Genomic DNA, 24,211 nt, shown 5'->3' with positions numbered 1-24,211 from the left:
GTCCGATATTGTCGATAACCGGCCTTATGCCGGGCAAGGAGTTTTTGGGATTATGGCAAACTGGTCTGACCCCCGCACCACAGCGGCGCCCTATGGGTCGGGCGTCGATACGCGCTCGGCCGCATTTGATGCCGGGCTGCGGTCGTACATGCTGTCCGTCTATAACTACATGACGTCGGGCGTGCTGCTCACCGGCATCGTCGCGCTGCTGTTTTCGTGGGGCGGCGAAAGCTCGCCCGCATACGCGATCATGGCTGGCGGCGGTCCGCTCGCCTGGATCATCGCGCTGTCGCCGCTGGCGATCGTGTTCGCGATGAGCTTCGGCCAGAACCGGATGAGCACCGGCACGCTGCAGGCGCTCTACTGGGGCTTCGCCGTCCTGATGGGCCTGTCGCTGTCGACGATCTTCCTGACCTATACCGGCACGTCGATCGCCGGCGCGTTCTTCGCCACCGCGGCCGGCTTCGCGGCTTTGAGCCTCTGGGGCTACACCACGAAGAAGGATCTGTCGGCTTTCGGCACCTTCCTGATCGTCGGCCTGGTCGGCATCATCGTCGCCAGCCTGATCAACATCTTCGTGCAGTCGAGCGTGCTCAGCCTGATCGTGTCGATCGCCGGCGTGCTGATCTTTGCTGGCCTCACCGCCTATGACACGCAGAAGATCAAGAGCATCTACTTCCACGTCGCGGGAACGGAGATGCAGGGCAAGGTCGTCATCATGGGCGCGCTGAACCTGTATCTGGATTTCATCAACATGTTCCTGTTCATCCTTCGCCTGTTCGGCAGCCGCGAGTAAGGATCGGACAAGTCGCAATGCGAAAGGCCCGGCGGGACGACCGCCGGGCCTTTTTCTTGGGTCCGGCGCCTGCGGCTTACGGTGGCCCGAAGGGGCCATCCCCAGCTTGCGCCCCGGACCCACCTGTAGCAGCCTGTCGGGCGTGACCGCGATGATCGACCTGGATCCGTTGGTGGTGCTGCGTGCCTATGCCATGGGGGTGTTCCCGATGGCGGACCACCGCGATGCACCCGCCATTTACTGGGTGGAGCCGAAATGGCGTGGGATCCTGCCGCTGGATGGCTTCATCCTGTCACGCTCGCTCAGGAAGCGGATCGTCAGCGATCGATTTCGCGTCACCGCCGACCGGGATTTCGCCGGGATCATCGGCCTGTGCGCCGCCGCCGCGCCCGACCGGCCGGATACGTGGATCAACGGCACCATCGAACGCTGTTTCCTGCAACTGCATGCGCTGGGCCATGCCCATTCGGTCGAGGTCTGGGACGCGGACGACCGGTTGGTCGGCGGGCTCTATGGACTGGCCCTTGGCCGCGCCTTTTTCGGCGAAAGCATGGTCAGCCGCGCGACGGACGCGTCGAAAGTGGCACTGGCCTGGCTGGTCGCGCGATTGCGGATCGGCGGGTTCACCCTGCTCGATTGCCAGTTTCAGACGGATCATCTGGCCAGCATGGGTGCGGTGGAAATCCCCCGCGCGCGCTATTCCGGATTGCTGGCTGCCGCATTGTCCGACGGGCTGGGCGCGGGTGCCGGGGCCCCATCGCCCGGGGCATCGTCGCCCGTGTCGGTGTCGGCCGATTTCGGGGCGCTCGACCGGCTCTCGCCGCCCTTGGGCGTGGCGGGCGCTTCGGCCCCGGGCAGGGTCATCGCACAGCTTTTGGGCCAGACGTCATAAATCGGATGCTGAACGACGTTCAGCGCCGGACGCTCCTTGAACAGCCAGCCTGAAAAGGCGCGGCCCCATTTGCCGTCGTTATTCTGGACGTCCAGCTGGACAAAGGCGCCGGTATACTGGTCCGGCTCCCACGGTGCCGTCACCTCGCAGGCGCGCAGGCGGACGATCACCGGCCCGGCGCGGACCGCCTGACCGGGCTTCAGCGTGATGTCCCGCGTCTCGCCGTTCCGCTTGTTCAACAGGCCCAGCACGGCGACCCGCTGGTTCATCGGCGTGGCGCCTGCCGTATCGCGGCTCTGCGCGCTGGCCATGGTCACCACATCGGTGCGCGCGGCATCCAGTCCGTCCGTGCCCTTGCGCGCGGCGTCGCCCTCGACCGATTCCTTCGCCGCCTGCGGCCAGAGATACCAGGTCGCGGCACCGGCACCGCCGATCAGCACCAGTCCGCCAAGCCCGGCGGCAAGCCAGCGACGGTTCAAGCGTCCGGCGTCCATGCTTCGTAATCGCCCACCGAACGGGCGCGGCGGCCGCCCGCCTCCAGCGCACCGGCCGGACGATAGGCAGCACCAGTGCCGGTCAGGTTCGGGGTGGCCGGCTTCTCGAACGCGCGCACCGGCGGCAGCGATTCGTCGGGCGTGCCCTCGATCTGATGGTGCAGCCAGCTGAACCATTCGGGCGGCACCCGGCTGGAATCATTGGCCCCCGAATAGATTACCCAGCGGCGCGGATTTCCGGCGGTATCGCGTCCGCCCTGATAATAGATGTTGCCGAGCGCATCCTCGCCCACGCGCTTCTTGCCGCGCAGGCCCATATGCGTGCCAAAGGTGGCGCCATTCCACCAGGTGAAGATCGAACCGAGCATACCCATAAGCGCCGCTTAGCCCGGTCGCGCGGCGGCGACAACCGGGGAGCGACCGAGCGATGAAAAATGCCCCGCCAAGTTCCTCCCCTGCAAGGGGAGGCGGCAGCGCGTAGCGCTGACGGAGGGGTATTGCGCCATTGATAGCGCATCACCCCTCCACCATGCTTCGCATGGTCCCCCTCCCCATCCAGGGGAGGATTGACGCGTATCAGCGTCCAACCCGGTCCCCGCCGCCCCGGCCGTTAGCCGGGGTCAGCCACAAAGGCCTTACCGCTCATACGCCTTGGGCAGCGCGCCTTCCTGCGGCTGGGCATAACGCCTGAACAGGCGGGTCTGCCGGTTCACCAGCGGCTGTTCGACCCCGTCGATATAGACCGCCTGCGCCGCCGATCCGATTTCCAGCGGATCGCCGTCCCAGATCACCACATCGCCGCGCTTGCCGGGCGCAAGCGAACCGATATCGCTCAGCCCCAGCACCGCTGCCGGGCCGGAGCTGATCGCGGCGAATGCCTGGCCCCAGCTCAGCCCCGTCGCCCCCGGCACCTTGTTCAGCGCGACCAGATTGCCGGCATATTGCTTGGCCAGATGCGCCTGGCGCGCCTCGTTGTCGTTGATCATGCCGATGCCGACCCTGACGCCGGCCGCCGCCATCCGGCCGACATTGGACTGGGTCGCGGCGAGCTGCTCGAACGTGTCGGGCAGGTCGTTGAGCGCGCTGGCCATCACCGGAATATTCGCCGCCGCGATCTCGCGCGCGACCGTCCAGCCCTCGCTCGCGCCGACGAACACCAGGTCCAGCGTCGGGAACTCCCGCTTCAGCGCGATCAGCGTCAGCATGTCGGATGCACGCTCGACATGCACCATCAGCTTCTGGCGACCGTTCAGGACGGGCACCAGCGCCTCGGCATCCGCGCGGGTGAGCAGCGCCTCCTTGCCCCGGTCCAGATAGGCCCCCGGATTGGCGGCATAGGCCTTTACCTCGAACAGGGTGTTGCGCAGCATCGCCAGCGCCGCCGGGCGGCTGCCGCCTGCGGCACGGGCACCTGCCTCCCCATATTCCATGAACTGGAATGCCTGCGCCTTGGTGATCGGGTTCACGTCGGTGGCCAGGTCGATGACCGCCCCCTGCCCGGCAAAGATCGATCCGCCATTGTCGGGGGCGACCACTGCCCGCGTGATCCCCTCCGCCCGGTTCAGCTGGATCGCCCCCGTTTTGGGGTTCACCGCCGGGGCGACGTCCAGCGCGGCATTGAACGGCGAATTGCCGGCGCTGGCATCGTTGGTGCCGCGCACCGCATCCACCTCGACAATGCCCATGCGGGTAAAGCCCGCGACTAGGCCGGGCGTCACCCATTTGCCGCCGGCATCGATGGTGCGCACGCCCGCAGGCGCGGCAACGCCTGCCCCGGCGGCGACGACGCGGCCATTCTGGATGACGACGGTGCCGCCCTCGACCGGGCCGGACCCGTCGCCGGTGACCAGCTTGGCATTGGTGATCGCCACGCTCTGCGCAGCGGCGGGAAGGGCGAAGGCAAGCGCCGCCGCCGACAGGAACAGGCGGGCGATCATTTCACGTCTCCCTCGCCGGGCTGGCCCAGCTCGAAATCGGATACCGGACGAAGCGCGGGATTGTTGGCGTCGAACATCAGCGCGCCGTCGATCCAGACCCGCTCGGGCCGGGTATAGACGCTGAACGGATCGCCGTTCCACAGCACCACATCCGCCATCTTTCCGGCCACCAGGCTTCCGGTCATCTGGTCGATGCCCATCGCCTTTGCCGGATGCAGCGACAGCCATCGCCATGCCTGCGCCTTGCTATAATCCATGCCCGCCCGCTTGGCGTCGGCCAGCACCTTGGCGACTTCCTGGTTCAGCCGCTGGATGCCGTTCGCGTCGTCCGAATGGATCATCGCGCACGCACCCGCGCGATCGACCAGCGCCAGGTTTTCCGGCACCATGTCATAGCTTTCCATCTTGAAGCCCCACCAATCGGCCCAGACCGCGGCACAGGCGTCGCGTTCCCTTAACAGGTCGCCGATCTTGTACGCCTCGACCGCGTGGTGGAAGGTGCCCAGCTTGTAGCCGAACTCCCGCGCCATATCGAGCACGATGGCCATCTCGTCGGCGCGGTAGCAATGATTGTGGACGATGATCTCGCCGTCCAGCACGCCGCGCAGCGTGTCCATGCCGATGTCGCGCGCGGGCGGCTCGCCGCCATCCTTTTCATATTTATCCCATTTGCGGTCATATTCCCGCGCCTTGGCCCAGGTCTGGCGATCGACCGCGACATTGCCCATTCGCGTCGACGGCTGGCGGCCGCGCGATCCATAGACGCGCTTGGGATTTTCGCCGCACGCCATTTTCAGGCCGTATGGCGCGCCCGGGAACTTCATGCCCTGCACCGTGCGGGCATAGACGTTCTTCAGCGTCACCGACCGTCCGCCCATCAAATTGGCGGAACCGGGCAGGATCTGCAGCGCGGTCACGCCGCCATTGGCCAGTGCGCGCGAAAAGCCGGGGTCCTGCGGCCACACCGAATGTTCGGCCCACACATCCGCCGTCACCGGGCCGGTCGCTTCGTTGCCGTCGGAATGCGCGTCCACGCCGGGGCTGGGATAATCGCCCAGATGGCTGTGCACGTCGATGATGCCGGGCGTCACCCATTTGCCCGCCGCATCGATGGTCGTCGTGCCCGCAGGCACGGTCAGCGCGGCGGCATTGGGCGCGACCGCGACGATCTTGCCATCGGCAAACAGCACCGCGCCCCCGTCGATCTGCTGCCCCTCTCCATCCAGCACCGTCGCGTTGACGATCAGGGTCGGCACGCCCGGATAGGGCTTGTAGGTGGAAGGAAACGGATCGCGGGCATAGCTCTCGCCGCCCTTCTTGTCCCCGTCCCCCTTTTTCTCGCGGTCGGCGGCAATGGCCGGCCCCGCCAGCGCGCAGGCGACGAACGCCGCCGTGACGCGCATCAGCGTCAGTTTCTTCACCCTGTAATCTCCCTGTTCCCGGCCATGCATTCCCCATTGCCGGGTCGATGCGGCAAAGCTGGCGCGAAAAGCATTGCGTGTAAATCGCTCATTTGCTCCAAGGGCTTGGACGGGCAGGCGCGATGGTCGCGCGGCCGGAGGATCGAGGGGTCGATGACCGCCAGCAGCGCTTCGGTGGCGACGCCAGCCGCCCCGGCAACGCCCGCCCCCTTTCCCGATCCCGCCCGTTTCGACGATGCCTATGCCCGCGTCCGCGGCGACAGCAGCATCCAGTTCGACCTGCCGTTGCGCGAGGTGGAGCCGCCCCAGTTTCCCGAATGGCTGTTGCGGCTGCTCAGGGGGGTGGGTGAATTCGTCGGGTGGGCAGGGCCGGTCTGGTCCTGGCTGTTCTGGGTGATCCTGGCGATCCTGATCGCGCTGGTGATCTGGCTGACGGTGCCTTCGCTGCGCGAACGGTTGATCGGACTGCTGCGGCGACGGCCGAAACCGGATTCGCCGCCCCCTGCCTGGACCCCGACGGCCGACGAAGCCCGCCGGCTGCTCGGCGACGCCGACGCGTTGGCGGCGGAGGGCCGTTTTGACGAGGCGGTCCGGCTTCTGCTTCACCGCAGCATCGAGGATATTCAGCGCTGGCGGGGCGAACTGGTCCGCCCGTCCTTCACCAGCCGGGATATCGTTGCACTGCGCGCCCTGCCGGGGGAAGCGCAGCCGGTATTCGCCCGTATCGTCGCGGCGGTGGAACGCAGCCTGTTCGCGGGTCGCAATCTGGGTGCGGCCGATTGGGAGCGGGCGCGCGGCGATTATGCCCGTTTCGCGCTGAAGGGCGCCTGATGGCCGACAGCGCCTCCACCCCCGCCTTTGCGGTCCGCACCGTCGTGCTGATGGTGGTGGGCGGAGCGATACTCGCCCTCGCCACGCTCCTGCTGACCGGCTTCGGCGCCGATATCGACCGCGCCGTCGGGCTTCAGCCGCGCGCCGATGCAAAGAACGGCATCGGCTTTCATGCGCTGATGGAACTGACCGAGGCGACCGGCCCCTATGAAAAGGTGATTATCGGCCGTGCGGTTCAGGTTTCGACGCCCGACCTGCTGATCGTCACCCCGCGCGCCGATACCCGTCAGGAGGATCTGGCCAGGCTGCTCGGCAACCGCATCGTCTATGATGACGACGATCAGGAGGTGGAGGCGCCGACCCTGGTCATCCTGCCCAAATGGACCGTCACCGGCATCCCGCTGGTCCAGGATCGGGTGACGCGCACCGGGCTGGTCGAAACCCGGCGGCTGACCGCGATGCTGCCGCCGCTGTTCGGGCGGGTGTCGATCAACCAGCGCGGGCCGGATGCGGTGCAGACCGTCTGGGGCGGGGCGCGCACCCCGTTTGTGGCCCCCGAACGGGTGATGCAGACGATCATCGGCGACCAGCTGGAGCCGGTCGTCACGGCAAAAGGCGGCGCGGCGCTGATCGCGCGGGTCAAGGGGCGCAATGTGTTCGTCGCTGCTGATCCCGACCTGTTCAACAATTTCGGCCTCAGCCGCCGGCAGAATGCCCGGGCGGCGCTTGAGCTGCTGGCCCTGATGCACCCCGACGACCCCGGCGGGATCGCGTTCGACGTGACGCTCCAATATGCAGCGGGCGAACGCAACGTCCTGAAACTGATGTTCACGCCGCCCTTCCTGGCGGTCACGCTGGCGCTGATCGTCGCTGCGGTTCTGGCCGGAATCGCCACCGCCAATCGTTTCGGACCGCCCCGGCGCGAGGATCGGGCAATCGCGCCGGGCAAGCGTGCGCTGATCGATACCATCGCCGCGCTGACCCGGCTGGCCGGGCGCACCACGTCCAGCGGCACCCCCTATGCCGACATGGTGCGCGATGCCGTATTGCGCCGGATCAATCCGCCCCGGCACCTGTCGGGCGAGGCGCTGGATGCGCATCTCGATTCGCTGTCCCGCGACGGCGAACCGACCTATTCCACCCTGCGCGCGGCGGCATTGGCCGCGCGGACCGAGCCGGAGCTGATCGATACGGCCCGCGCACTTTATGACTGGCGAAGGAACCTGCCCCGATGACCTTGGACGACGTACGCGATCTGGGCAAAGCGATTGATGAACAGGTGGCACGGGCGGTGGTCGATCAATCGGCCATCGTCCGGTTCATGACCATCGCCCTGTTTTCCGCCGGCCACATCCTGCTGGAAGGACCGCCGGGCACCGCCAAGACGCTGCTGGCGCAAAGCTTCGCCCGCACGCTCGGCCTGGATTTCGGCCGCATCCAGTTCACGCCCGACCTGATGCCCGGCGACATCATCGGATCGAACCTGTTCAATTTCCAGACCTCCACCTTCAACCTGACGCGCGGCCCCGTCTTCTGCGAACTGCTGCTGGCCGACGAAATCAACCGGACCCCGCCCAAGACCCAGGCGGCGTTGCTTGAAGCAATGCAGGAACGCGCCATCACCATCGACGGCAAGACGGAGCCGCTGTCCAACCGCTTCACCGTGGTGGCGACGCAGAACCCGATCGAGCAGCAGGGCGTCTATCCCCTGCCCGAGGCGCAGCTTGACCGGTTCCTGTTCAAGCTGGCGGTCGATTATCCCAGTGCAGCGGCGGAACGCGCGATCGTCGCCCAATATGGCGTGCGCACCGGCACGCCCAAGGCCGAGGATTCGGGCGTCACCCAGGTGGCGGACCATGCCGCGATCACCGCCGCCGTCGATGCGGTATCGACGGTGACGCTGAAGGAAACGGTGATCGATTACATCGTCGACCTGATCCGTGCGACGCGCAGCCATCCCGATCTGTCCAGCGGGGCCAGCCCGCGTGCCGCTTCTGCCCTGGCCAGCGCGGCGCGGGCGGCGGCGGCGCTGGACGGCCGCGACTATGTGATTCCCGACGATGTGAAGTTGCTCGCCCCCGCGCTGATGCGGCATCGGCTGATCCTCTCCCCATCGGCGGAAATCGACGGGCGCCGGGTTGAGGACGTGATTGCCGCCATCGTCGATGGTGTCGAGGCGCCCCGGTGATCCTGCCCACCCAGCGCGCGGTCGTCCTGGTGCTGGCGGCGGCACCGGTCGCGTTGCTCATCGGGGTGCTTCGCCCCGATGGCTGGACGATCGGCCTCGCCTGGGTGGCGACCATCGCGCTGTTGACCCTGCTCGACGGGCTGGTCACCCCCGGCTTTGGCGGACAGCAGTTTGCGCTGGATGCCCCGGCGACCGTGCATGTCGGCGAACAGATCGACCTTGTGCCCCGCATCCAGGGCGGCGACGGGCCAGGCCGCACCCGCTTTGCGGTAGAGGCCGGGGCGCCTGCCGAACCGGTGGCCCGGGATACGATGCGGTTGCGCTTCGTGCGGCGCGGCACCGCCCGGCTGGGGCGCATCTGGGCACGCCGCGCCGGGCCGCTGGGCCTTGGCTTGCGTCAGACGATTCGACCCATCGACCGGACGATCCTGGTGCTGCCCGACCTGACCCCGGTGCGCGATCAGGGGATGCGTCAGGTGCAGCGATCCGGCTTTACCGGCAATCGCCTTCGCCCGGAAGCGGGAGACGGAATGGAGTTCCAGACGCTGACCGATTTCCAGCCGGGCATGGCCAGGCGGTCGATCGACTGGAAGGCATCGGCCCGCATGAATGCCCTGCTAGCCCGCGAATACCGGCCGGAACGCGAAAACAATGTGGTGTTCGCCATCGATGCGGGACGCGCGATGAGCGATCCGGTCGGCGATCTGCCGCGCATCGACCGGGCGGTTTCCGCCGCCCTGCTCGCCGGTTTCGTCGCGCTGAAATCCGGCGACCGCGCCCGGCTGTTCGGATTTGCCGCCCGGCCCAGCGTCGACAGCGGGACGCTGGGCGGCGCGCGCGGCTTTACCGAATTGCACCGCGCCGCCGCCGCGCTGGATTACGGCACGGATGAGAGCAACTACACCCTGTCCCTGGTCACGCTGGACCAGCGGCTGGAACGGCGGTCGCTGGTCATCCTGTTCACCGAATCCGCCGATCCGACCGGTGCCGAACTGATGTTCGCCGCGGTCCAGCGGCTGAAACGGCGGCACCGCGTCCTCGTCCTCATGTTCCGTGACGTCGAGCTGGAAACGCTGGTCGATCGGCGGCCGAACAGCGCCGACGATGTGGTGCGCGCAACGATCGCCCAATCACTGCTGCGCGAACGGCGGATCGTCGTCGAACGCCTCAAACGGTCCGGCATCGACGTGATCGAAGCCGCGCCGGACGCCATGCCGTTGACGCTGGTCGAACGCTATCTTGCCATGCGGGAACGGGCATGACGACGGAACCCGCACCCCTCGCCCTACCCGTCTTTACCAGCCGCCATTTCCGGGCCGAACGGGAAGCGGACTGGCACCGGCTGGAACGGTTGCTCGACACCGTCGAGGGCAGGTCGCCCCGTCGGCTGGCGCAAGGCGACCTGATGGAGCTGCCCCGGCTGTACCGCGCCACCCTGTCGGCGCTGTCGGTGGCGCGCGAAACATCGCTCGACGCATCGATGGTCGCCTATCTCGAATCGCTGTCCACCCGCGCCTATTTCGTGCTGTACGGAACGCGCGAACCCTGGACCCGCCAGATCGCCGGCTTTTTCGGCCATGGCTGGCCGTCCGCCGTGCGCGCACTGTTGCCCGAAATCCTGATCATCGCCGCGCTGTTTTTCGCCAGCGCCATCGCCAGCTATTTCCTGGTCGCTGGCGATCCGGCCTGGTTCGAAGCGCTGGTGCCCCAGCAATTCGCCGACGAACGCAACATGTCTGCATCGGCGGAAACGATGCGCGCCAGCCTCTATGATCCGCCCCAGCAGGGCGGGCTGGACGTGTTCGCGGCGTTTCTGTTCAGCAACAATGCGCGGGTATCGATCTTTGCCTTCGCGCTCGGCTTTGCGTTCGGCATCCCCACCCTGTTCCTGATCGCGTCGAACGCCACGACGCTGGGGGCATTCTATGCCGCCTATATCCCGCATGGCCTTGGCTGGGGGCTGACCGGATGGCTGATGATCCACGGCTCGACAGAGATTTTCGGCATTTTGCTGGCCGGGGCGGCCGGCCTGCATATCGGCCGTGCCGTCGCCTTTCCGGGCGAGCGCACCCGGCTGGCGGCGGCATCGACGGCCGGGCGGCGGGCCGCGATGGTGATGATGGGCGTCGTCGTGATGATGGCGGTGGCGGCGCTCCTCGAAGGATTCGGGCGACAGCTGATCCGGGCGGACCTGCCCCGCTTTGCCATCGCCCTTGCCATGTTCACCTTCTGGGTCGGCTATTTCGCGCTGGCCGGACGGCGGCGTCGGCATGGCTAGTGCCGCCCGCCCCGCCCGTGGCCGCTTGGCACGTGCCGCCGCCGATACCGCCCGCATCCGCCGGCTGGTCACGCCAGAGGGCGTGGCGCTGAACCTGACCCTGGCCACCGCCGGCAACCGCGCGGGAGCATTCATGATCGACCTGATCATCATGCTCCTCATCCTGATCGGCTTTACCCTGCTGTCCGTGCTGACGGGGTTCAGCGCGGCCAAGGGCGCGGAAAGCGTCGTGCTGGTCATCTGGCTGCTGGGCGCATTCCTGCTGCGCAATTTCTATTTCATCCTGTTCGAAGGGGGTCGTCGCGCCGCCACGCCCGGCAAGCGCCTGCTCAAGCTGCGCGTCGTCAGCCGCGATGGGGGCAGGCTGACTGCAGGCGCGGTGGTCGCGCGCAACATGATCCGCGAAATCGAATTGTTCATGGCGCTTGCCGCCATTCCGGCGGCGCATACCGACGGCGTGTCGATGGGCGTCGCGGCGATGCTGGGCTTTGGCTGGACGCTGATCTTCCTGTTCTTTCCGCTGTTCAACCGCGATCGGATGCGGGCGGGCGATCTGATCGCCGGGACCTGGGTCGTGGAAAGCGAACGGCGCAAGATCGGCCGGGAATTGCTGGCCACCGATGCCGCGACCACCGCGATTGCCCCCTTCACCCCGGCCGAACTCGCCCATTACGGCCAGTATGAGTTGCAGCGGCTGGAACAACTGCTCCGCCAGGATGATGGCGATGCGCTGACCACCGTGGCCGCGACCATCCGGCGCAAGATCGGCCGGCCGGACGACCGGCAGGACCGCGCGTTCCTGGACGCCTATTACGCCGCGCTTCGCCAGGAACTGGAACGCAAGCTATTGTTCGGCAAGCGAAAGGCGGACAAGTTCGATGCCACGCGCTGACGTGCCCGCCCGCAACAGGATCGAAACGAGCCAAGCAGGGTTATTCCGGCAATGACCCTGTCCCCATCTCCCGAATGGCAGCAACTGGCCCTGTATGCGCTGGGCGCGGCGGCGCTGCTGATCCTGTTGTTCAACCTGCCCTATGTCGGCCGGGTGCTGCGGGCGCTGTTCTCGGTCGGGCTGCTGGCGCTCTGCCTGTTCCTGCTGGTGCGGCAGGCACCGTTCGATCCCACGCTATCCGGGGCGATGCGCGGGCTGGGGCTGGACCGGCAACAGGTGGTGGGCGATGAAGTGCGCATCCCCATGGCCCGCGACGGCCATTTCTGGGCGATGGTCCGGCTGAACGGCATCGAACGGCGGATGCTGATCGACAGCGGGGCGACGATCACCGCCATTTCCGCCGACACGGCGGACGCGGCCGGCATCGTGCGTCAGGCGAGCCCGGTGCCGGTCATCCTGCAAACCGCAAACGGGTCCGTCACCGCCGAAACCGGCCGGATCGACCGGCTGGCGATCGGCGGGATCGAGGCAAGCGACCTGCCGGTCGTGATTTCGCCTGCGCTCGGCCGGATCAACGTGATCGGCATGAACTTTCTGTCGGATCTGGAATCCTGGCGGGTGGAGGGACGGACGCTGATCCTGGTTCCCCGGACCCCGGCTGGGTAAAACGCTTGGGCGGCACGACATCCTCCCCCCGGAACTGCCGCGCCGCCCGTCCCCCCCGGGACCCGTTCACCACCCGAAATCGGCGGCGACCAGACTGTTCATGTCGATGCCCAGCAGGATCAGGACATCGGTGGCATTCACCTGGATGACCGTGCTGCCATTGTTCATGGACATGGCGGCACGGATCGCTGCAAACCCCTGAAAACTGCCATTGCCCAGCACGATCCGGTCGACCCCGGTTTCGAAATCGGTGATCGTGTCGATGCCGGCATTGGCGAAGAAGGTGAACATGTCCCGCCCCGCTCCGCCGCTCAGCACATCGTTGCCGCCGAACCCGTTCAGCTGATCGTCGCCCGCCTCGCCGAACAACCCGTTCGCGCCGCCATTGCCGATCAGCTGATCGTCGCCGGCCCCGCCCAGCAAGGCGGCATTGGCGCTGGCGTTCGCCTGTTGCGCGTCGATCCGGTTGTTCAATGCGTTGCCCACGCCGAACGCGGTATTGCCGGTCAATGTCAGGTTCTCGACATTGGCATAGAGATAATATCCGGCCCCGCTGATGTCGGCCACGACGCTGTCGGTGCCGCCGCCCGCATCCTCGAACGTCAGGTCGTCGGGGCTGTCGACGATATATTGGTCGTCCCCGGCACCGCCATAGAGCAGGTCGTAATCGCCCAGTCCGCTTGCCCCGCCCAGCCGGTCGTTGCCGTCACCGCCGACCAGGATGTCGGTGGCGAAATCGCGGAAACCGCCTTCCAGGAAATCGTCCCCCGCCTCGCCGTACAGCGCATCCGCACCCGCCCCGCCGGACAGGGTGTCCCGCCCCGCTCCGCCGAACAGGTAATCGATGCCCGCCCCGCCGATCAGCGAATCGTCGCCATCCTCGCCGTAGATCACGTCGGCGCCGTCATTCCCGTTGATGGTATCCACGCCGCCGCCGCCCAGCAGCAGCTCGTTGCCGCCCCCGCCGCGAATGTCGTTGTCCTGCGCATTGCCCACCAGAAAGGTCAGCCGGTTGTTGCCCGCCGCGGCCCAGATATTCTCGATGTGATCGAATGCATACCAGCCGCCATCCTGGATGCGAACCAGCGCGGTATCGGTGCCCTCTCCCGCATTTTCGAACACGATGTCGCTGGCATGGTCGATGCCGAAGCTGTCGTTGCCCAACCCGCCATACAGGGCGTCGATCGATGTCGGTTCCCCCTGCATGAAGCTGTTGTCCAGCGAATCATTGCCGTCGCCGCCGATCAGCACGTCGATGCCCGTGCCCCCGCTCAGGAAATCGTCGCCGGTTTCTCCGAACAGGATATCGTTGCCCGCATCCGAACTGATGCTGTCATTGCCTGCACCGCCCAGGATGGTCATGTTGCCGGTCGGGCTACGCACCCCGCCGATTTCGCCATTGGTCACGATGCTGTTGTCCAGTTCGTTACCGACGATGGTCGCGGGCAGCCGCGTGCCGTTCACCGTGCGCGTGCCCAGCGCGCCGAACAGATATTCGACATTGGCGGGCATATAGAAAATGCTCGGCTCATCCTGCAGCGCGCGATAGATCAGGATGATCGTATCCATCCCTTCGCCCGCATTCTCAAAGATATAGCGCTGGTCGTCGAATCGGACGAAATAGGTGTCGTCGCCGGTCCCGCCCGCCATGATCGTCCGGCGCAGGCCGCTGCCCGCGGTGCCGACGGTGGATTCGGCGACCAGCCGGTCATTGCCCGCCCCGCCATACAGATAGCTGGTCTGGAAACCGCCGGGCGGCAGGCCCAGCGAGGCGAAATCGAAATTGGCGGGCACCTCGAAACTGCCCTCCAGGATGTCGTTGCCGTCGCCGCCGTACAGGATGTCGTCGCCCGTGCCGGCCAGCAGCGTATCCGCCCCGGCATCGCCGTACAGGATGTCGTTGCCCTCGCCGCCACCGATCGTGTCGTTGCCGTCCCCGCCCCGGATGACGTCGTTGCCATCGTCGCCGAACAGCGTGTCGTTGCCACCCTCGCCGAACAGTTCATCGGCGCCGCTGGTGCCGTTCAATTGGTCCGCTTCGGCAGTGCCTCTCAGGATCGCCACGCAACGCCTCCACTCACATTCGGCAGGCCTATCGGCAGCCGAAACACAGGGATTGGAAAAATCGGACGGCGGGGGGCGGAACTATCCCCCCGGCCCGCCGCACCCCTTTGCCATGGGTCAGAAATAGCCGAAATCGGCCGCGACCAGCGTGTTCATGTCAACGCCCAGCAGGATCAGCACGTCATTGGCATTCAACTGGATGACCGTGCTGCCATTGTTCATCGACATCGCACCCTGGATGGCGGCAAAGCTGGTGAAGCCGCCATTGTTGATCGAAATGCGGTCACGCCCCGTTTCGAAATCGACAATGGTGTCGATCCCGCTGATCCCGAAGAAGAAGAACGTGTCGTTGCCCGCCCCGCCGCTCATCACGTCGTTGCCGCCCTGCCCGAACAGCTGGTCGTTCCCCGCCTCTCCGAACAGCGCATTGGCACCGCCGTTGCCGGTCAGGATGTCGTCACCGCCCCCGCCGAGCAGCGCGGCATTGATGCCGGCATTGACCTGTGCCGTGATCAGGTTGTTCTGCTCGTTGCCCACGCCGAACGTCGTGTTTCCCCGCAGGGTCAGGTTTTCGACATTGGCGTACAAATAGTAACCCGCGCCCTCGATTTCGGCGATGACCGTATCCGTCCCGCCGCCCGCATCCTCGAACGTCAGGTCGTCCGGGGTGTCGACCGTATAGATGTCGTTGCCTGCCCCGCCGTACAGCAGGTCGTATTCGCCAAGGCCGCTGGCCCCGTCCAGCTGATCGTTGCCGTCGCCGCCGACCAGGATGTCGGTCGAAAAATCCCCCGTCCCGCCGTCGATCAGATCGTCTCCGCCCTCGCCGTACAGCGCATCGGGACCGGCACCGCCATAGAGTTCATCGCGGCTCGCCCCGCCGAACAGGTAATCGATGCCGACGCCGCCGAACAGCATGTCCTCGCCATTTTCGCCGTACAGCACGTCGTTGCCGGCATTGCCCTCGATCTGGTCGTTGCCCGCCCCGCCCAGCAGCAGTTCGTTGCCGCCCGCGCCGCGGATCTCGTTGTTCAGCGCATTGCCGACCAGGAAGGTGACCGTGGCGGACGCGGCCTCGATCACTTCCAGATTGTCGTGCGCGTACCAGCCGCCATTTTCGATGCGGACGCGGGCAATGTCCCGGCCCTCGCCCGGATTTTCGAACACGATGTCGCCGGCATGATCGATGCCGTACACATCGTTGCCCGCCCCGCCATACAGGGCGTCCGGCGAGGTGATGTCGGTTGCGATGAACGACAGGTCGAGCAGGTCGTTGCCGTCCCCGCCGACCAGCGTGTCGATCCCCGTCGCTCCGTTCAGCTGGTCGTCGCCCGCCTCGCCGAACAGCACGTCGTTGCCGTTGTCGGACGATATCGTGTCGTTGCCACCGCCGCCCAGCACGGTCATGTTGCCCGTCGAGATACGGGTGCCGCCCAGTTCGCCCGCCGTGACGATGAAATTGTCCAGCTCGTTTCCGACGATCGCCGCGGGCAGTTGCTGGCCGTTGACGGTGCGAGTGCCCAGCACACCCTGAAGGTTTTCGACATTGGCGGGCATGTAGAACACGCTCGCCTCGCCCTGCAGCGCGCGATACAGCAGGATGATCGTATCGGTGCCTTCGCCTGGGTTTTCAAAGATATAACGCTGGTCGTCGAACCGGACGAAATAGGTGTCGTTCCCGGTCCCCCCGGTCAGGTAAGTCCGGCGCAATCCGCTGCCCGCCGTCGCCAGCGTGGATTCCGCGATCAACCGATCATTGCCCGCCCCGCCGTACAGATAACTGGTCTGGAACCCGTCGGGACCGACGCCGAACGCCGCGAAGTCGGCATTGGCGGCCAGTTCGAAACTGCCCTCCAGCACATCGTCGCCGTCTCCGCCATACAGGATGTCGTTGCCGTAAAGGGCGGTCAGCACATCGTTACCGCCATCGCCGTACATCTGGTCGTTGCCGATGCCGTCGTTCACGACGTCGTCGCCGTCGCCACCGCGCAAGATGTCGTTGCCCGCATTGCCGAACAGCCGGTCGTTGCCGCCCTCGCCGGAAATCTCGTCGTCGGCGTCGGTTCCCCTCAGTTCGTCCGCTCCGCTGGTGCCCCTTATGATCGCCACGCCACGCCCCTCTTCACTATCGACCTGCCAGTAACTGGCCATCGGTGACAGGGGATTGGAAAATTCGGACCGCCAGTCAATTGGTTCGTCGGCCCGTGCATCGACAAAGCCTCTGTCATCGCCCGGCTGCATCTGTCACATTCGGCCGCGATGCAGCGACTCATCATCTCATGCGATCCGACCGGTCCATGCGCTGCCCCTGCCCCATCTCCGTTCGTCGAAAGGATTGCATGAGCCGCAAGCCAGTTCCCGCCCAGCCGGGCGACCGCAGCCGCACGGAAGTGGTGTTCGATCGGCCGCAACTGCTGCCGCGCCTGTTCGGCGAGTTCGATGCCAATCTGCTGGCGCTGGAGGAACGGCTGGGCGTCTATATCACCGCGCGGGGCGACCGGGTGGGGATCGAGGGGACGGCCGATGCCGTCGCCCAGGCGCGCGAAGTCCTCCTTGAGCTGCAATCGCGCGTGATCCGCGGCGAATCGGTCGATACCGGCCTGATCGAGGCGGTGATCGCCATGTCCAGCCAGCCGACGCTGACCGGCATCATCCGCCAGGATACCGACGGCGCGCCGCCGATCATGATCCGCACGCGCAAGAAAACCATCGTCCCGCGCAGCCTGACCCAGGCGCATTACATGCGCGAATTGACGCGGAACGACATCATCTTCGCCCTCGGCCCGGCGGGCACGGGCAAGACCTATATCGCCGTGGCACAGGCGGTCAGCCAGCTGATCACCGGCAGCGTGCAGCGGCTGATCCTCTCCCGCCCGGCGGTGGAGGCGGGCGAAAAGCTGGGCTTCCTGCCCGGCGACATGAAGGACAAGGTCGATCCCTATCTCCGCCCGCTCTATGACGCGCTGAACGATTGCCTGCCCGCCGAACAGGTCGAGCGGCGCATCGCGAGCGGAGAGATCGAGATCGCGCCCATCGCCTTCATGCGCGGCCGCACGCTCGCCGACGCCTTCGTCATCCTGGACGAGGCTCAGAACACGACGCCGATGCAGATGAAGATGTTCCTCACCCGTTTCGGCCAGAACAGCCGGATGGTGGTGTGCGGCGATCCCAACCAGACCGATCTGCCCGGCGGCACCCGCGCCTCCGGCCTGAACGACGCGGTCGACCGGCTGGAGGGCGTGGAGGGCCTGTCCATGGTCCGCTTCGGCATCGGCGACGTGGTGCGCCATCCCATTGTCGGCCGGATTGTCGAAGCCTATGAGGGCCCGGATGCTTGAGAACGCCGTCATCGTCGAACAGCCCTGGCCCGATGCCGACTGGCAGGCGCTGGCCGACCGCGCCGTCCAGGCCGCGTTCGCCCGCACGGCCTATGCCAGCTGGACCAGCGAGCCGCAGACGGTCGAACTCGCCATCCGGCTGACCGCCGATGAAGAGGTTCACACGCTGAACCGCCAGTATCGGCAAAAGGACAAGCCGACCAATGTGCTGTCCTTTCCGATGATCCAGCCCGATCTGCTCGATACCGTCACGCAGAACAGCGACGATGGCGAGGTGTTGTTGGGCGACATCGTGCTGGCCCACGGCGTCTGTGCGGCGGAGGCGGCCGAACGCGAAATTTCGCTGGAGGATCATGCAAGCCACTTGATCGTTCACGGTTGCCTGCATTTATTGGGTTACGACCATCAGGGGGACGCGGAAGCGGAGGCCATGGAGGCGATTGAGCGCGATGCGCTCGCCGCGCTCGGGCTGCACGATCCCTACCCCGTGCGCGAGGATTGACGACGACCATGCCCGAGGGCCCCAGTAGTACCACGTCCGCTCAGCAAGGGGACAGTGACGGCGGAAGTATATGGCGGGGCCTGCGCGCCCTGATCTTCGGCACCGAAAGCGCAGAGACGCTCCGCACCCGGATCGAGGCGGCGATCGTCGAGCATGAGGCAGAGGACGACGCCCCCGTCGCGGGCGACCTTGCCCCCATCGAACGACAGATGCTGCGCAACCTGCTGCATTTCGGCGAACGCGACGCGGGCGATGTCGGCGTGCCCCGCGCGGATATGGTGGCGGTCGAGGAAAACACGCCGTTCGATCAGGTCGTTGCCCTGTTTGCCGAGGCGCGGCACAGCCGCCTGCCCGTTTATCGCGACAATCTGGATGACGTCATCGGCATGGTCCATATGAAGGACGTGTTCGGCATCCTGGCCGCAGACGCGCCGCGTCCCGCCACCGTCCAGGGGCTGATCCGCCAGCCGCTTTACGTGCCGCAATCCATGGGCGTGCTCGACCTGCTCGCCCGGATGCAGTCCAGCCACACCCACCTTGCCATCGTGCTCGACGAATATACCGGGACCGAGGGGCTGGTGACCATCGAGGATCTGGTCGAGGAAATCGTCGGCGAGATCGAGGACGAGCATGACGAGGCGCCGACCGAATTGCTGGTGCCGATCGATGGCGGCGGCTGGGAAGCGGATGGCCGTGCCGAGCTGGAGGATGCGGCCGAACTGATCGACCCCCGCCTGGCCGAGGTGGACGAGGATGTGGAAACGCTGGGCGGGCTTGCCATCGTCCTGGCGGGCCATGTGCCTTTGCCCGGAGAGCGCGTGTTCCACGACAGCGGCTGGTGCATCGAGGTGGTGGAGGCGGACCAGCGGCGCGTCACGCGCGTGCGGCTGCATCCGCCCGCAGCGCTCGCCGATCTCGAGGAAGCGGACTGATCTGCGCCCCGATGGCCGCGCGGCGGCTCTTGGCCATGGCGGCGCGCCATCCTATCTGACCGGACATGGCAAAGCTGAAGAACATCCTGATTCCGGCGGGCATCGCCGCCGTTGCACTGATTGGCGGGGCAACCTGGCTGATGTGGCCGGACAGCGCCCGTCTGACCGTCGCCGACGGCATGGGCGTTGCCCCCGAATTGCCGGCGGCGCGTGAACAGACCATTCCCACGGTCCGCGTGGCCAAGGCCGTCGGCTGGCCAGCCGGGGCAAAGCCGGTGGCCGCGGCCGGGCTGACGGTCGAGCGCTATGCCGACGGTCTGGCGCATCCGCGCTGGCTGTACCGGCTGCCCAATGGCGATGTGCTGGTCGCCGAAACCGCAGCGCCGCCTGCCGCCGAACCGGACGGCTTTTCGATCGAAAACTGGGTGATGGGCCTGTTGATGAAGCGGGCGGGCGCGGCCGTGCCGTCGGCCAACCGCATCACCCTGCTCCGCGACGGCAATGGCGACGGGCGGGTCGATACCAAAACGCCGTTCATCACCACCGGCCTGAACAGCCCGCTCGGGATGCAGCTGGTCGGCGACTGGCTGTACGTCGCCAATAACGATGCTCTTGTCCGCTATCGCTACACCGCTGGCGCCACGGCAATCGCCGGCGCACCGGAAAAGGTGATCGACCTGCCCGCCGGGGGCAATCACTGGACCCGCAACGTCATCGCCAATCCCGACGGCAGCGGTTCGTTGCTGGTCGCGGTCGGATCGACGTCGAACATCGCCGAAAAGGGACTGGAGATCGAGCGCAACCGCGCCGCGATCCTCGAGGTGTTCCCCGAACAAAAGCGGTTTCGCATCTATGCCAGCGGCCTGCGCAATCCGGTCGGTCTGGCGATCGAGCCGCAAAGCAATACGCTGTGGACCGTCGTCAACGAACGCGACATGCTGGGTTCGGACCTGCCACCCGATTATCTGACCCGCGTCGGCTTCGGCAAATTCTATGGCTGGCCCTGGGCCTATTGGGGCGGGTACGAGGATCGGCGGGTCGAGCCGCGCCGGCGCGACCTCCTCGAATATACCGCCCGACCCGATTATGCGCTCGGCCCGCACACCGCCTCGCTCGGCCTCAGCTTCGCGGCCGATACGCGGCTGGGCGGCCGCTTCGCCAATGGGGCGTTCGTCGGCCAGCACGGGTCGTGGAACCGGGTGCCGGTATCCGGCTACAAGGTCGTGTTCGTGCCCTTCGCCGGCAATGGCTATCCGGTAAAGGGCGCAAAGCCGGTCGACGTGCTCAGCGGGTTTCTGGACAAGGACGGCCAGGCCATGGGCCGCCCGGTCGGGGTATCGGCGGATGCAACCGGCGCGCTGCTGGTCGCCGACGATGTGGGCAACACCATCTGGCGCGTCAGTGCCGGGGGCCAGCAAAGCGCCAGCCGCTAGGCCGCCTCACGCCTCGGGATTGCCGCTGCGCCGCCAGACCCCGGCCAGCGCCCGGGCAAGCGTGCCCGACACGCCGGGGCGCACGAACAGCCAGTCGTTGATCGCCGGCCCCGGTTCCGCGCCGATCACGCCCTTGTAGCCGCTGTCGCCCGCGCCCCAATCGACCGTGGTGATCCCGTCCTCGATCGCGCGCACCAGATTGCGGTAATACAGCAGCTTGCCCGGCGAATGCTTGGCCACGGCGGGGTCATAGCTGTTGGCGATGGCGTATTTCAGCGTGCCGGCGTTGATGTCGAACGAAAACGCCATCGGCTTGCCGTCGATGCGCAGGATCGCCGCCCATAGCATGTCGGCGATCACGGGATCGGCGCTCGCCGCGCGCCAGAAGGCACCGTGGCCGTCATCGGTGAACTTTGCATCGCGGCCATCGGTTTCCGACGCGATCCAGCTCGCCCGCTCGATGGTCGCCAAGGCATCGAACTGATCGGCGGTCCAACCGGCACCGCTGACGAACGACCAGTCCAGCGCGCCATGATCGCCCAGATGCTTTTCGTGGAAGCGGTTCTTTTTCAGCGTGGACGTGCGCGGCCAGGTGCCTTCGGTCCGCCTTGCCGCCATATCCAGCAGGAAACTGGTGGCGACATGGCGCGACAGCGCGGACCAGCCATTGCCCCGTGCCGCCGCCAGCATCGCCGTCAGCGCCGGGTCGCCGTCATAGACCGGCCCCATGCGAATCGCGCGAACACCGTTGGGCAGGCCATCGAACAGGGCGGCGGCCGCCATCGGGCCGTCGGCCCCGGCGTGCACGGCAATACTGCGAAACGGCCAATAGCATCCGGGCACCTGCACCAGTCCGGCGCGCGCGGCCCATCGCTTCTGCACCGGCACCAGCGGCAGGGCCAGGATGGGCGTGCCCCCCTGCATCACCGTCCAAGTCGTTGCTTCCCCACCATAAAGCGCCACCGCCGCAGCAAACCAGGCGCGGCGCAGGAACCGGTGACTGGGCGGCGCGGCATCGGCAACCGCATCGATGGACGCAGCGATCCCCGGCTCCCGCACGACCATCGGCGTCGGCGCGGAAACGGCAAAGTCGGATGAGCGCAGCGGCGAGTTCATGGCCCGCCAGGTCATAGTCGCTGTTTATTACCAAGCGGTAGAAACTTGTTGCGCGCCCTACCCTGCAAACCGCATAAATCCGCGATGTTCGACGGACCGATGATCTCCACCATCGCAGAAACCATTCAGGTTGCGATCGCGCCCGTGTTCCTGCTCGCCGGCATGGGCGCGATCCTGAACGTGATGGCGGGTCGGCTGGCCCGGATCGTCGACCGGGTCCGCAAGCTCGAGGAACTGCATCCGCGCTCCACGGGGCCGGAACATGACCGCCATGTCTGGGAACTTCGCATCCTCGACAAGCGCATCACGGTGATCAACGCAGCCCTCGGCCTTGGCGTGGGCAGCGCGATGCTGATCTCGCTGGTCGTCGCGCTGCTGTTCGGGGCGCAGATGGCGAACCTGCATATCGGCAACGTCATCGCGCTCGCCTTCATCGCGGCGATGCTGATGCTCACGGCCGGGCTGGCGCTGTTCCTGGTCGAAGTGCGGCTGTCGCTCCGATCCATCCATGTCCGCCAGGAACTGCTGGAACGGGACCGGAAATGACCCTGCCCGTCAACGCCAATCTGACGGCAGATCGGCCGACCTTCGTCACCCATCTGGAATGCGGCCTGACCGGCGAGCGGTATGAGACCGACCGGCTGCACGGCCTGTCCGCCGCCGGGCGGCCGCTGCTCGTCCGCTACGACCTGGCCGGCATCGGTGCCGCGCTCGACCGGCAGGCCCTGGCCGCCCGCCCGCGCGACCTGTGGCGCTGGCGCGAATTGCTGCCCGTCCGCCGCACCGACAGCATCGTCAGCCTGGGCGAGATCGACACGCCGATCATCCCGCTGGATCAGGTCGGCCGTGCCGCCGGTGCCGCCCCGGGCGAATTGCTGGTGAAGGACGAGGGGCGGCTGCCCACCGGATCGTTCAAGGCGCGCGGCCTCGTCATGGCGATCAGCATGGCGCGCGAACTGGGCGTCACGACCATCGCCATGCCCACCAACGGCAATGCCGGCGCTGCAGCCGCCGCCTATGCGGCTCAGGCGGGGATGGAGGCGATCATCTTCTGCCCCGACGACACGCCGGAGATCAACGTGCGCGAAATCGCCGCCCAGGGCGCACGCGTCTACCGCGTCAATGGCCTGATCGACGATTGCGGCAAGCTGGTGCGCGAGGGCGCGGCGGCGCAGGGCTGGTTCGACCTGTCGACGCTCAAGGAGCCGTACCGGATCGAGGGCAAGAAGACGATGGGCCTCGAACTGGCCGAACAGTTCGGCTGGCATTTGCCCGACGTCATCTTCTACCCCACCGGCGGCGGCACCGGCCTCATTGGCATGTGGAAGGCGTTCCGCGAGCTTCAGGCGCTCGGCTGGATCGGCGACAAGCTGCCGCGCATGGTCGCCGTGCAGGCCGAAGGGTGCGCACCCATGGTCCGCGCCTGGGAAGCGGGCGAACGCCACGCGACCCGTTGGGAGGATGCGCACACCATCGCCGCCGGCATCCGCGTGCCGCAGGCTGTGGGCGACTTCCTGATCCTCGATGCCGTGCGCGAAAGTGGCGGGCGCGCCATGGCGGTCAGCGACGCCGCACTGGCTCAGGCGGTGGACGACACCGCCCGCACCGACGGCCTGCTGCTGTGTCCAGAGGGCGGCGCAACGCTCGCCGCGTGGCGACAGGCCCGCGCCGATGGCTGGGTCAGGGACGGTGAGACGGCATTGCTGTTCAACTGCGCCACCGGCCTGAAATACCCGCTACCCGACGCATCGCGCACGCTGGACCGCCACGCCGCGATCGACTTCGCAACCCTTTAGCCGCTAATTACCACCCGCCTCGCTCGCCGCTCGATCCAGCCAAGCAAGGCACCGGTGGCCACCGCGCTGACGACGCCGATCATGCCGCCGACGATCACGTCGCTGGCATAATGGTTCCGGCTCGGCAGCTGTGCCGCCACCACCGCGCCGGCCGCCAAACCGATCGCAGGAGCCGCCGCCGGATAATGACCGGCAGCGGCAACAGCCGTCGCTGCCAGCCCCGCGCTATGCCCGGATGGCATCGACCGTTTCGGCCCCTGCTTGCTCCGCCCCGGTCCCAGCCGATAGCCCTTGCCGTCCAGCGCATCATTGGGCCGGGTCCGGTCGATCCGGTCCTTGATCACCGTCTTGATGCCCGTCGCCAGCCCGTGCGCCGCCAGCATGTGCGCGCCAGCCCGCACCATCCGCGCATCCCGCCCGACCATGCCGGCGGTCAGGGTGAACAGGGCAATCGCGGTCAGTGGCGGCTGATCGCCGGCTTCGGCGAACCAGCGGATCGCCTGCCCGGCGCGCGTATCGCCATCCACCGCCACCGCATTGGCGATCACCAGGTCCGCCCGCTCGATGGCGTGCAACGTCCGGCCGTCATCGGTTGTCTTGCGCTCGTGCGGCTTTGTCATCGCGCGATAACGCAC

At 66.8% G+C, this 24,211-nt stretch carries 22 protein-coding genes and 1 pseudogene; 15 read left to right on the top strand and 8 right to left on the bottom strand.

All coding sequences use genetic code 11. The features are described from left to right. Positions 1–52: 52 nt before the first annotated feature. Together ACPVPU_RS06550 and aat are read left to right on the top strand one after the other, a co-directional pair. Positions 53–796 (top strand): Bax inhibitor-1/YccA family protein, encoded by a 744-nt coding sequence (locus ACPVPU_RS06550; protein ID WP_448660163.1) that lies wholly within the window; start codon positions 53–55, stop codon positions 794–796. 151 nt (positions 797–947) lie between these two features. Continuing rightward, complete coding sequence (gene aat / locus ACPVPU_RS06545; protein WP_448660435.1) at positions 948–1,688, top strand: leucyl/phenylalanyl-tRNA--protein transferase; 741 nt, start codon at positions 948–950, stop codon at positions 1,686–1,688. A 35-nt stretch (positions 1,689–1,723) separates the two neighbouring features. Here aat and ACPVPU_RS06540 read toward each other — a convergent pair. The 4 genes and pseudogenes from ACPVPU_RS06540 to ACPVPU_RS06525 all read right to left on the bottom strand — a co-directional run. Further along, a pseudogene (locus ACPVPU_RS06540) lies at positions 1,724–1,957 on the bottom strand (DUF2155 domain-containing protein); the annotation flags it as partial. Positions 1,958–2,163: 206 nt separating this feature from the next. Next, positions 2,164–2,556, bottom strand: coding sequence for an NADH:ubiquinone oxidoreductase subunit NDUFA12 (locus ACPVPU_RS06535; protein WP_448660162.1), 393 nt, complete (start codon positions 2,554–2,556; stop codon positions 2,164–2,166). A gap of 261 nt (positions 2,557–2,817) precedes the next feature. After that, complete coding sequence (locus ACPVPU_RS06530; protein ID WP_448660161.1) at positions 2,818–4,119, bottom strand: amidohydrolase family protein; 1,302 nt, start codon at positions 4,117–4,119, stop codon at positions 2,818–2,820. Next, positions 4,116–5,522, bottom strand: coding sequence for an amidohydrolase (locus tag ACPVPU_RS06525; RefSeq protein ID WP_448660434.1), 1,407 nt, complete (start codon positions 5,520–5,522; stop codon positions 4,116–4,118). The genes ACPVPU_RS06530 and ACPVPU_RS06525 overlap by 4 nt, the downstream gene beginning before the upstream one ends. Before the next feature lie 171 nt (positions 5,523–5,693). On the opposite strand from ACPVPU_RS06525, the gene ACPVPU_RS06520 reads away from it, so the two are divergent. Genes ACPVPU_RS06520 through ACPVPU_RS06490 form a run of 7 tightly spaced genes read left to right on the top strand, consistent with a single transcriptional unit; the run spans position 5,694 to position 12,395 of the window. Continuing rightward, the gene (locus ACPVPU_RS06520; protein WP_448660160.1) at positions 5,694–6,371 is read left to right on the top strand and encodes a DUF4129 domain-containing protein; all 678 of its coding nucleotides are present in this window, start codon (positions 5,694–5,696) and stop codon (positions 6,369–6,371) included. Beyond that, positions 6,371–7,606, top strand: coding sequence for a hypothetical protein (locus ACPVPU_RS06515; protein ID WP_448660159.1), 1,236 nt, complete (start codon positions 6,371–6,373; stop codon positions 7,604–7,606). Before ACPVPU_RS06520 ends, ACPVPU_RS06515 begins: the two co-directional genes overlap by 1 nt. Next, complete coding sequence (locus ACPVPU_RS06510; protein ID WP_448660158.1) at positions 7,603–8,559, top strand: AAA family ATPase; 957 nt, start codon at positions 7,603–7,605, stop codon at positions 8,557–8,559. Before ACPVPU_RS06515 ends, ACPVPU_RS06510 begins: the two co-directional genes overlap by 4 nt. Next, positions 8,556–9,821, top strand: coding sequence for a DUF58 domain-containing protein (locus tag ACPVPU_RS06505; protein WP_448660157.1), 1,266 nt, complete (start codon positions 8,556–8,558; stop codon positions 9,819–9,821). The genes ACPVPU_RS06510 and ACPVPU_RS06505 overlap by 4 nt, the downstream gene beginning before the upstream one ends. After that, positions 9,818–10,837, top strand: coding sequence for a stage II sporulation protein M (locus tag ACPVPU_RS06500; RefSeq protein ID WP_448660156.1), 1,020 nt, complete (start codon positions 9,818–9,820; stop codon positions 10,835–10,837). Before ACPVPU_RS06505 ends, ACPVPU_RS06500 begins: the two co-directional genes overlap by 4 nt. Continuing rightward, positions 10,830–11,729 (top strand): RDD family protein, encoded by a 900-nt coding sequence (locus ACPVPU_RS06495; protein WP_448660155.1) that lies wholly within the window; start codon positions 10,830–10,832, stop codon positions 11,727–11,729. Before ACPVPU_RS06500 ends, ACPVPU_RS06495 begins: the two co-directional genes overlap by 8 nt. Positions 11,730–11,780: 51 nt before the next feature. Further along, positions 11,781–12,395 (top strand): retropepsin-like aspartic protease family protein, encoded by a 615-nt coding sequence (locus ACPVPU_RS06490; protein ID WP_448660154.1) that lies wholly within the window; start codon positions 11,781–11,783, stop codon positions 12,393–12,395. Positions 12,396–12,461: 66 nt separating this feature from the next. Here the strand turns inward: ACPVPU_RS06490 and ACPVPU_RS06485 are convergent, their stop codons facing one another. Both ACPVPU_RS06485 and ACPVPU_RS06480 read right to left on the bottom strand, forming a co-directional pair. Continuing rightward, positions 12,462–14,459 (bottom strand): calcium-binding protein, encoded by a 1,998-nt coding sequence (locus ACPVPU_RS06485; protein WP_448660153.1) that lies wholly within the window; start codon positions 14,457–14,459, stop codon positions 12,462–12,464. 117 nt (positions 14,460–14,576) lie between these two features. Next, on the bottom strand, positions 14,577–16,700 hold the full coding sequence (locus tag ACPVPU_RS06480) for a calcium-binding protein (RefSeq protein ID WP_448660152.1): 2,124 nt from the start codon (positions 16,698–16,700) through the stop codon (positions 14,577–14,579). A gap of 98 nt (positions 16,701–16,798) precedes the next feature. On the opposite strand from ACPVPU_RS06480, the gene ACPVPU_RS06475 reads away from it, so the two are divergent. The 4 genes from ACPVPU_RS06475 to ACPVPU_RS06460 all read left to right on the top strand — a co-directional run bounded on the left by ACPVPU_RS06475 (position 16,799) and on the right by ACPVPU_RS06460 (position 20,664). Continuing rightward, on the top strand, positions 16,799–17,797 hold the full coding sequence (locus ACPVPU_RS06475) for a PhoH family protein (RefSeq protein WP_448660151.1): 999 nt from the start codon (positions 16,799–16,801) through the stop codon (positions 17,795–17,797). After that, a complete protein-coding gene (gene ybeY / locus ACPVPU_RS06470) occupies positions 17,790–18,299 on the top strand; it encodes an rRNA maturation RNase YbeY (RefSeq protein WP_448660150.1) in 510 nt (169 codons plus the stop codon). The genes ACPVPU_RS06475 and ybeY overlap by 8 nt, the downstream gene beginning before the upstream one ends. Before the next feature lie 8 nt (positions 18,300–18,307). Then, the gene (locus ACPVPU_RS06465) at positions 18,308–19,231 is read left to right on the top strand and encodes a hemolysin family protein (protein ID WP_448660149.1); all 924 of its coding nucleotides are present in this window, start codon (positions 18,308–18,310) and stop codon (positions 19,229–19,231) included. Between the two features lie 65 nt (positions 19,232–19,296). Beyond that, positions 19,297–20,664 (top strand): PQQ-dependent sugar dehydrogenase, encoded by a 1,368-nt coding sequence (locus ACPVPU_RS06460; RefSeq protein ID WP_448660148.1) that lies wholly within the window; start codon positions 19,297–19,299, stop codon positions 20,662–20,664. A 6-nt stretch (positions 20,665–20,670) separates the two neighbouring features. Here ACPVPU_RS06460 and ACPVPU_RS06455 read toward each other — a convergent pair whose 3' ends face one another. Further along, positions 20,671–21,780 (bottom strand): GNAT family N-acetyltransferase, encoded by a 1,110-nt coding sequence (locus ACPVPU_RS06455; RefSeq protein WP_448660147.1) that lies wholly within the window; start codon positions 21,778–21,780, stop codon positions 20,671–20,673. 84 nt (positions 21,781–21,864) lie between these two features. On the opposite strand from ACPVPU_RS06455, the gene ACPVPU_RS06450 reads away from it, so the two are divergent. Continuing rightward, on the top strand, positions 21,865–22,326 hold the full coding sequence (locus ACPVPU_RS06450; protein WP_448660146.1) for a DUF2721 domain-containing protein: 462 nt from the start codon (positions 21,865–21,867) through the stop codon (positions 22,324–22,326). Then, positions 22,323–23,576 carry a threonine synthase gene (locus ACPVPU_RS06445; protein WP_448660145.1) on the top strand — a complete coding sequence of 418 codons (1,254 nt, stop codon included), beginning with the start codon at positions 22,323–22,325 and terminating at the stop codon, positions 23,574–23,576. The genes ACPVPU_RS06450 and ACPVPU_RS06445 overlap by 4 nt, the downstream gene beginning before the upstream one ends. Here ACPVPU_RS06445 and ACPVPU_RS06440 read toward each other — a convergent pair. After that, on the bottom strand, positions 23,573–24,196 hold the full coding sequence (locus ACPVPU_RS06440; RefSeq protein ID WP_448660144.1) for a phosphatase PAP2 family protein: 624 nt from the start codon (positions 24,194–24,196) through the stop codon (positions 23,573–23,575). The two genes, ACPVPU_RS06445 and ACPVPU_RS06440, sit on opposite strands and share 4 nt — an antisense overlap. Positions 24,197–24,211 lie beyond the last annotated feature (15 nt).

Source organism: Sphingomonas paludis (genome assembly GCF_053502515.1).
The sequence above is the reverse complement of the archived record's forward strand: the minus strand, read 5'-3'. Positions and strand labels throughout refer to the sequence as shown.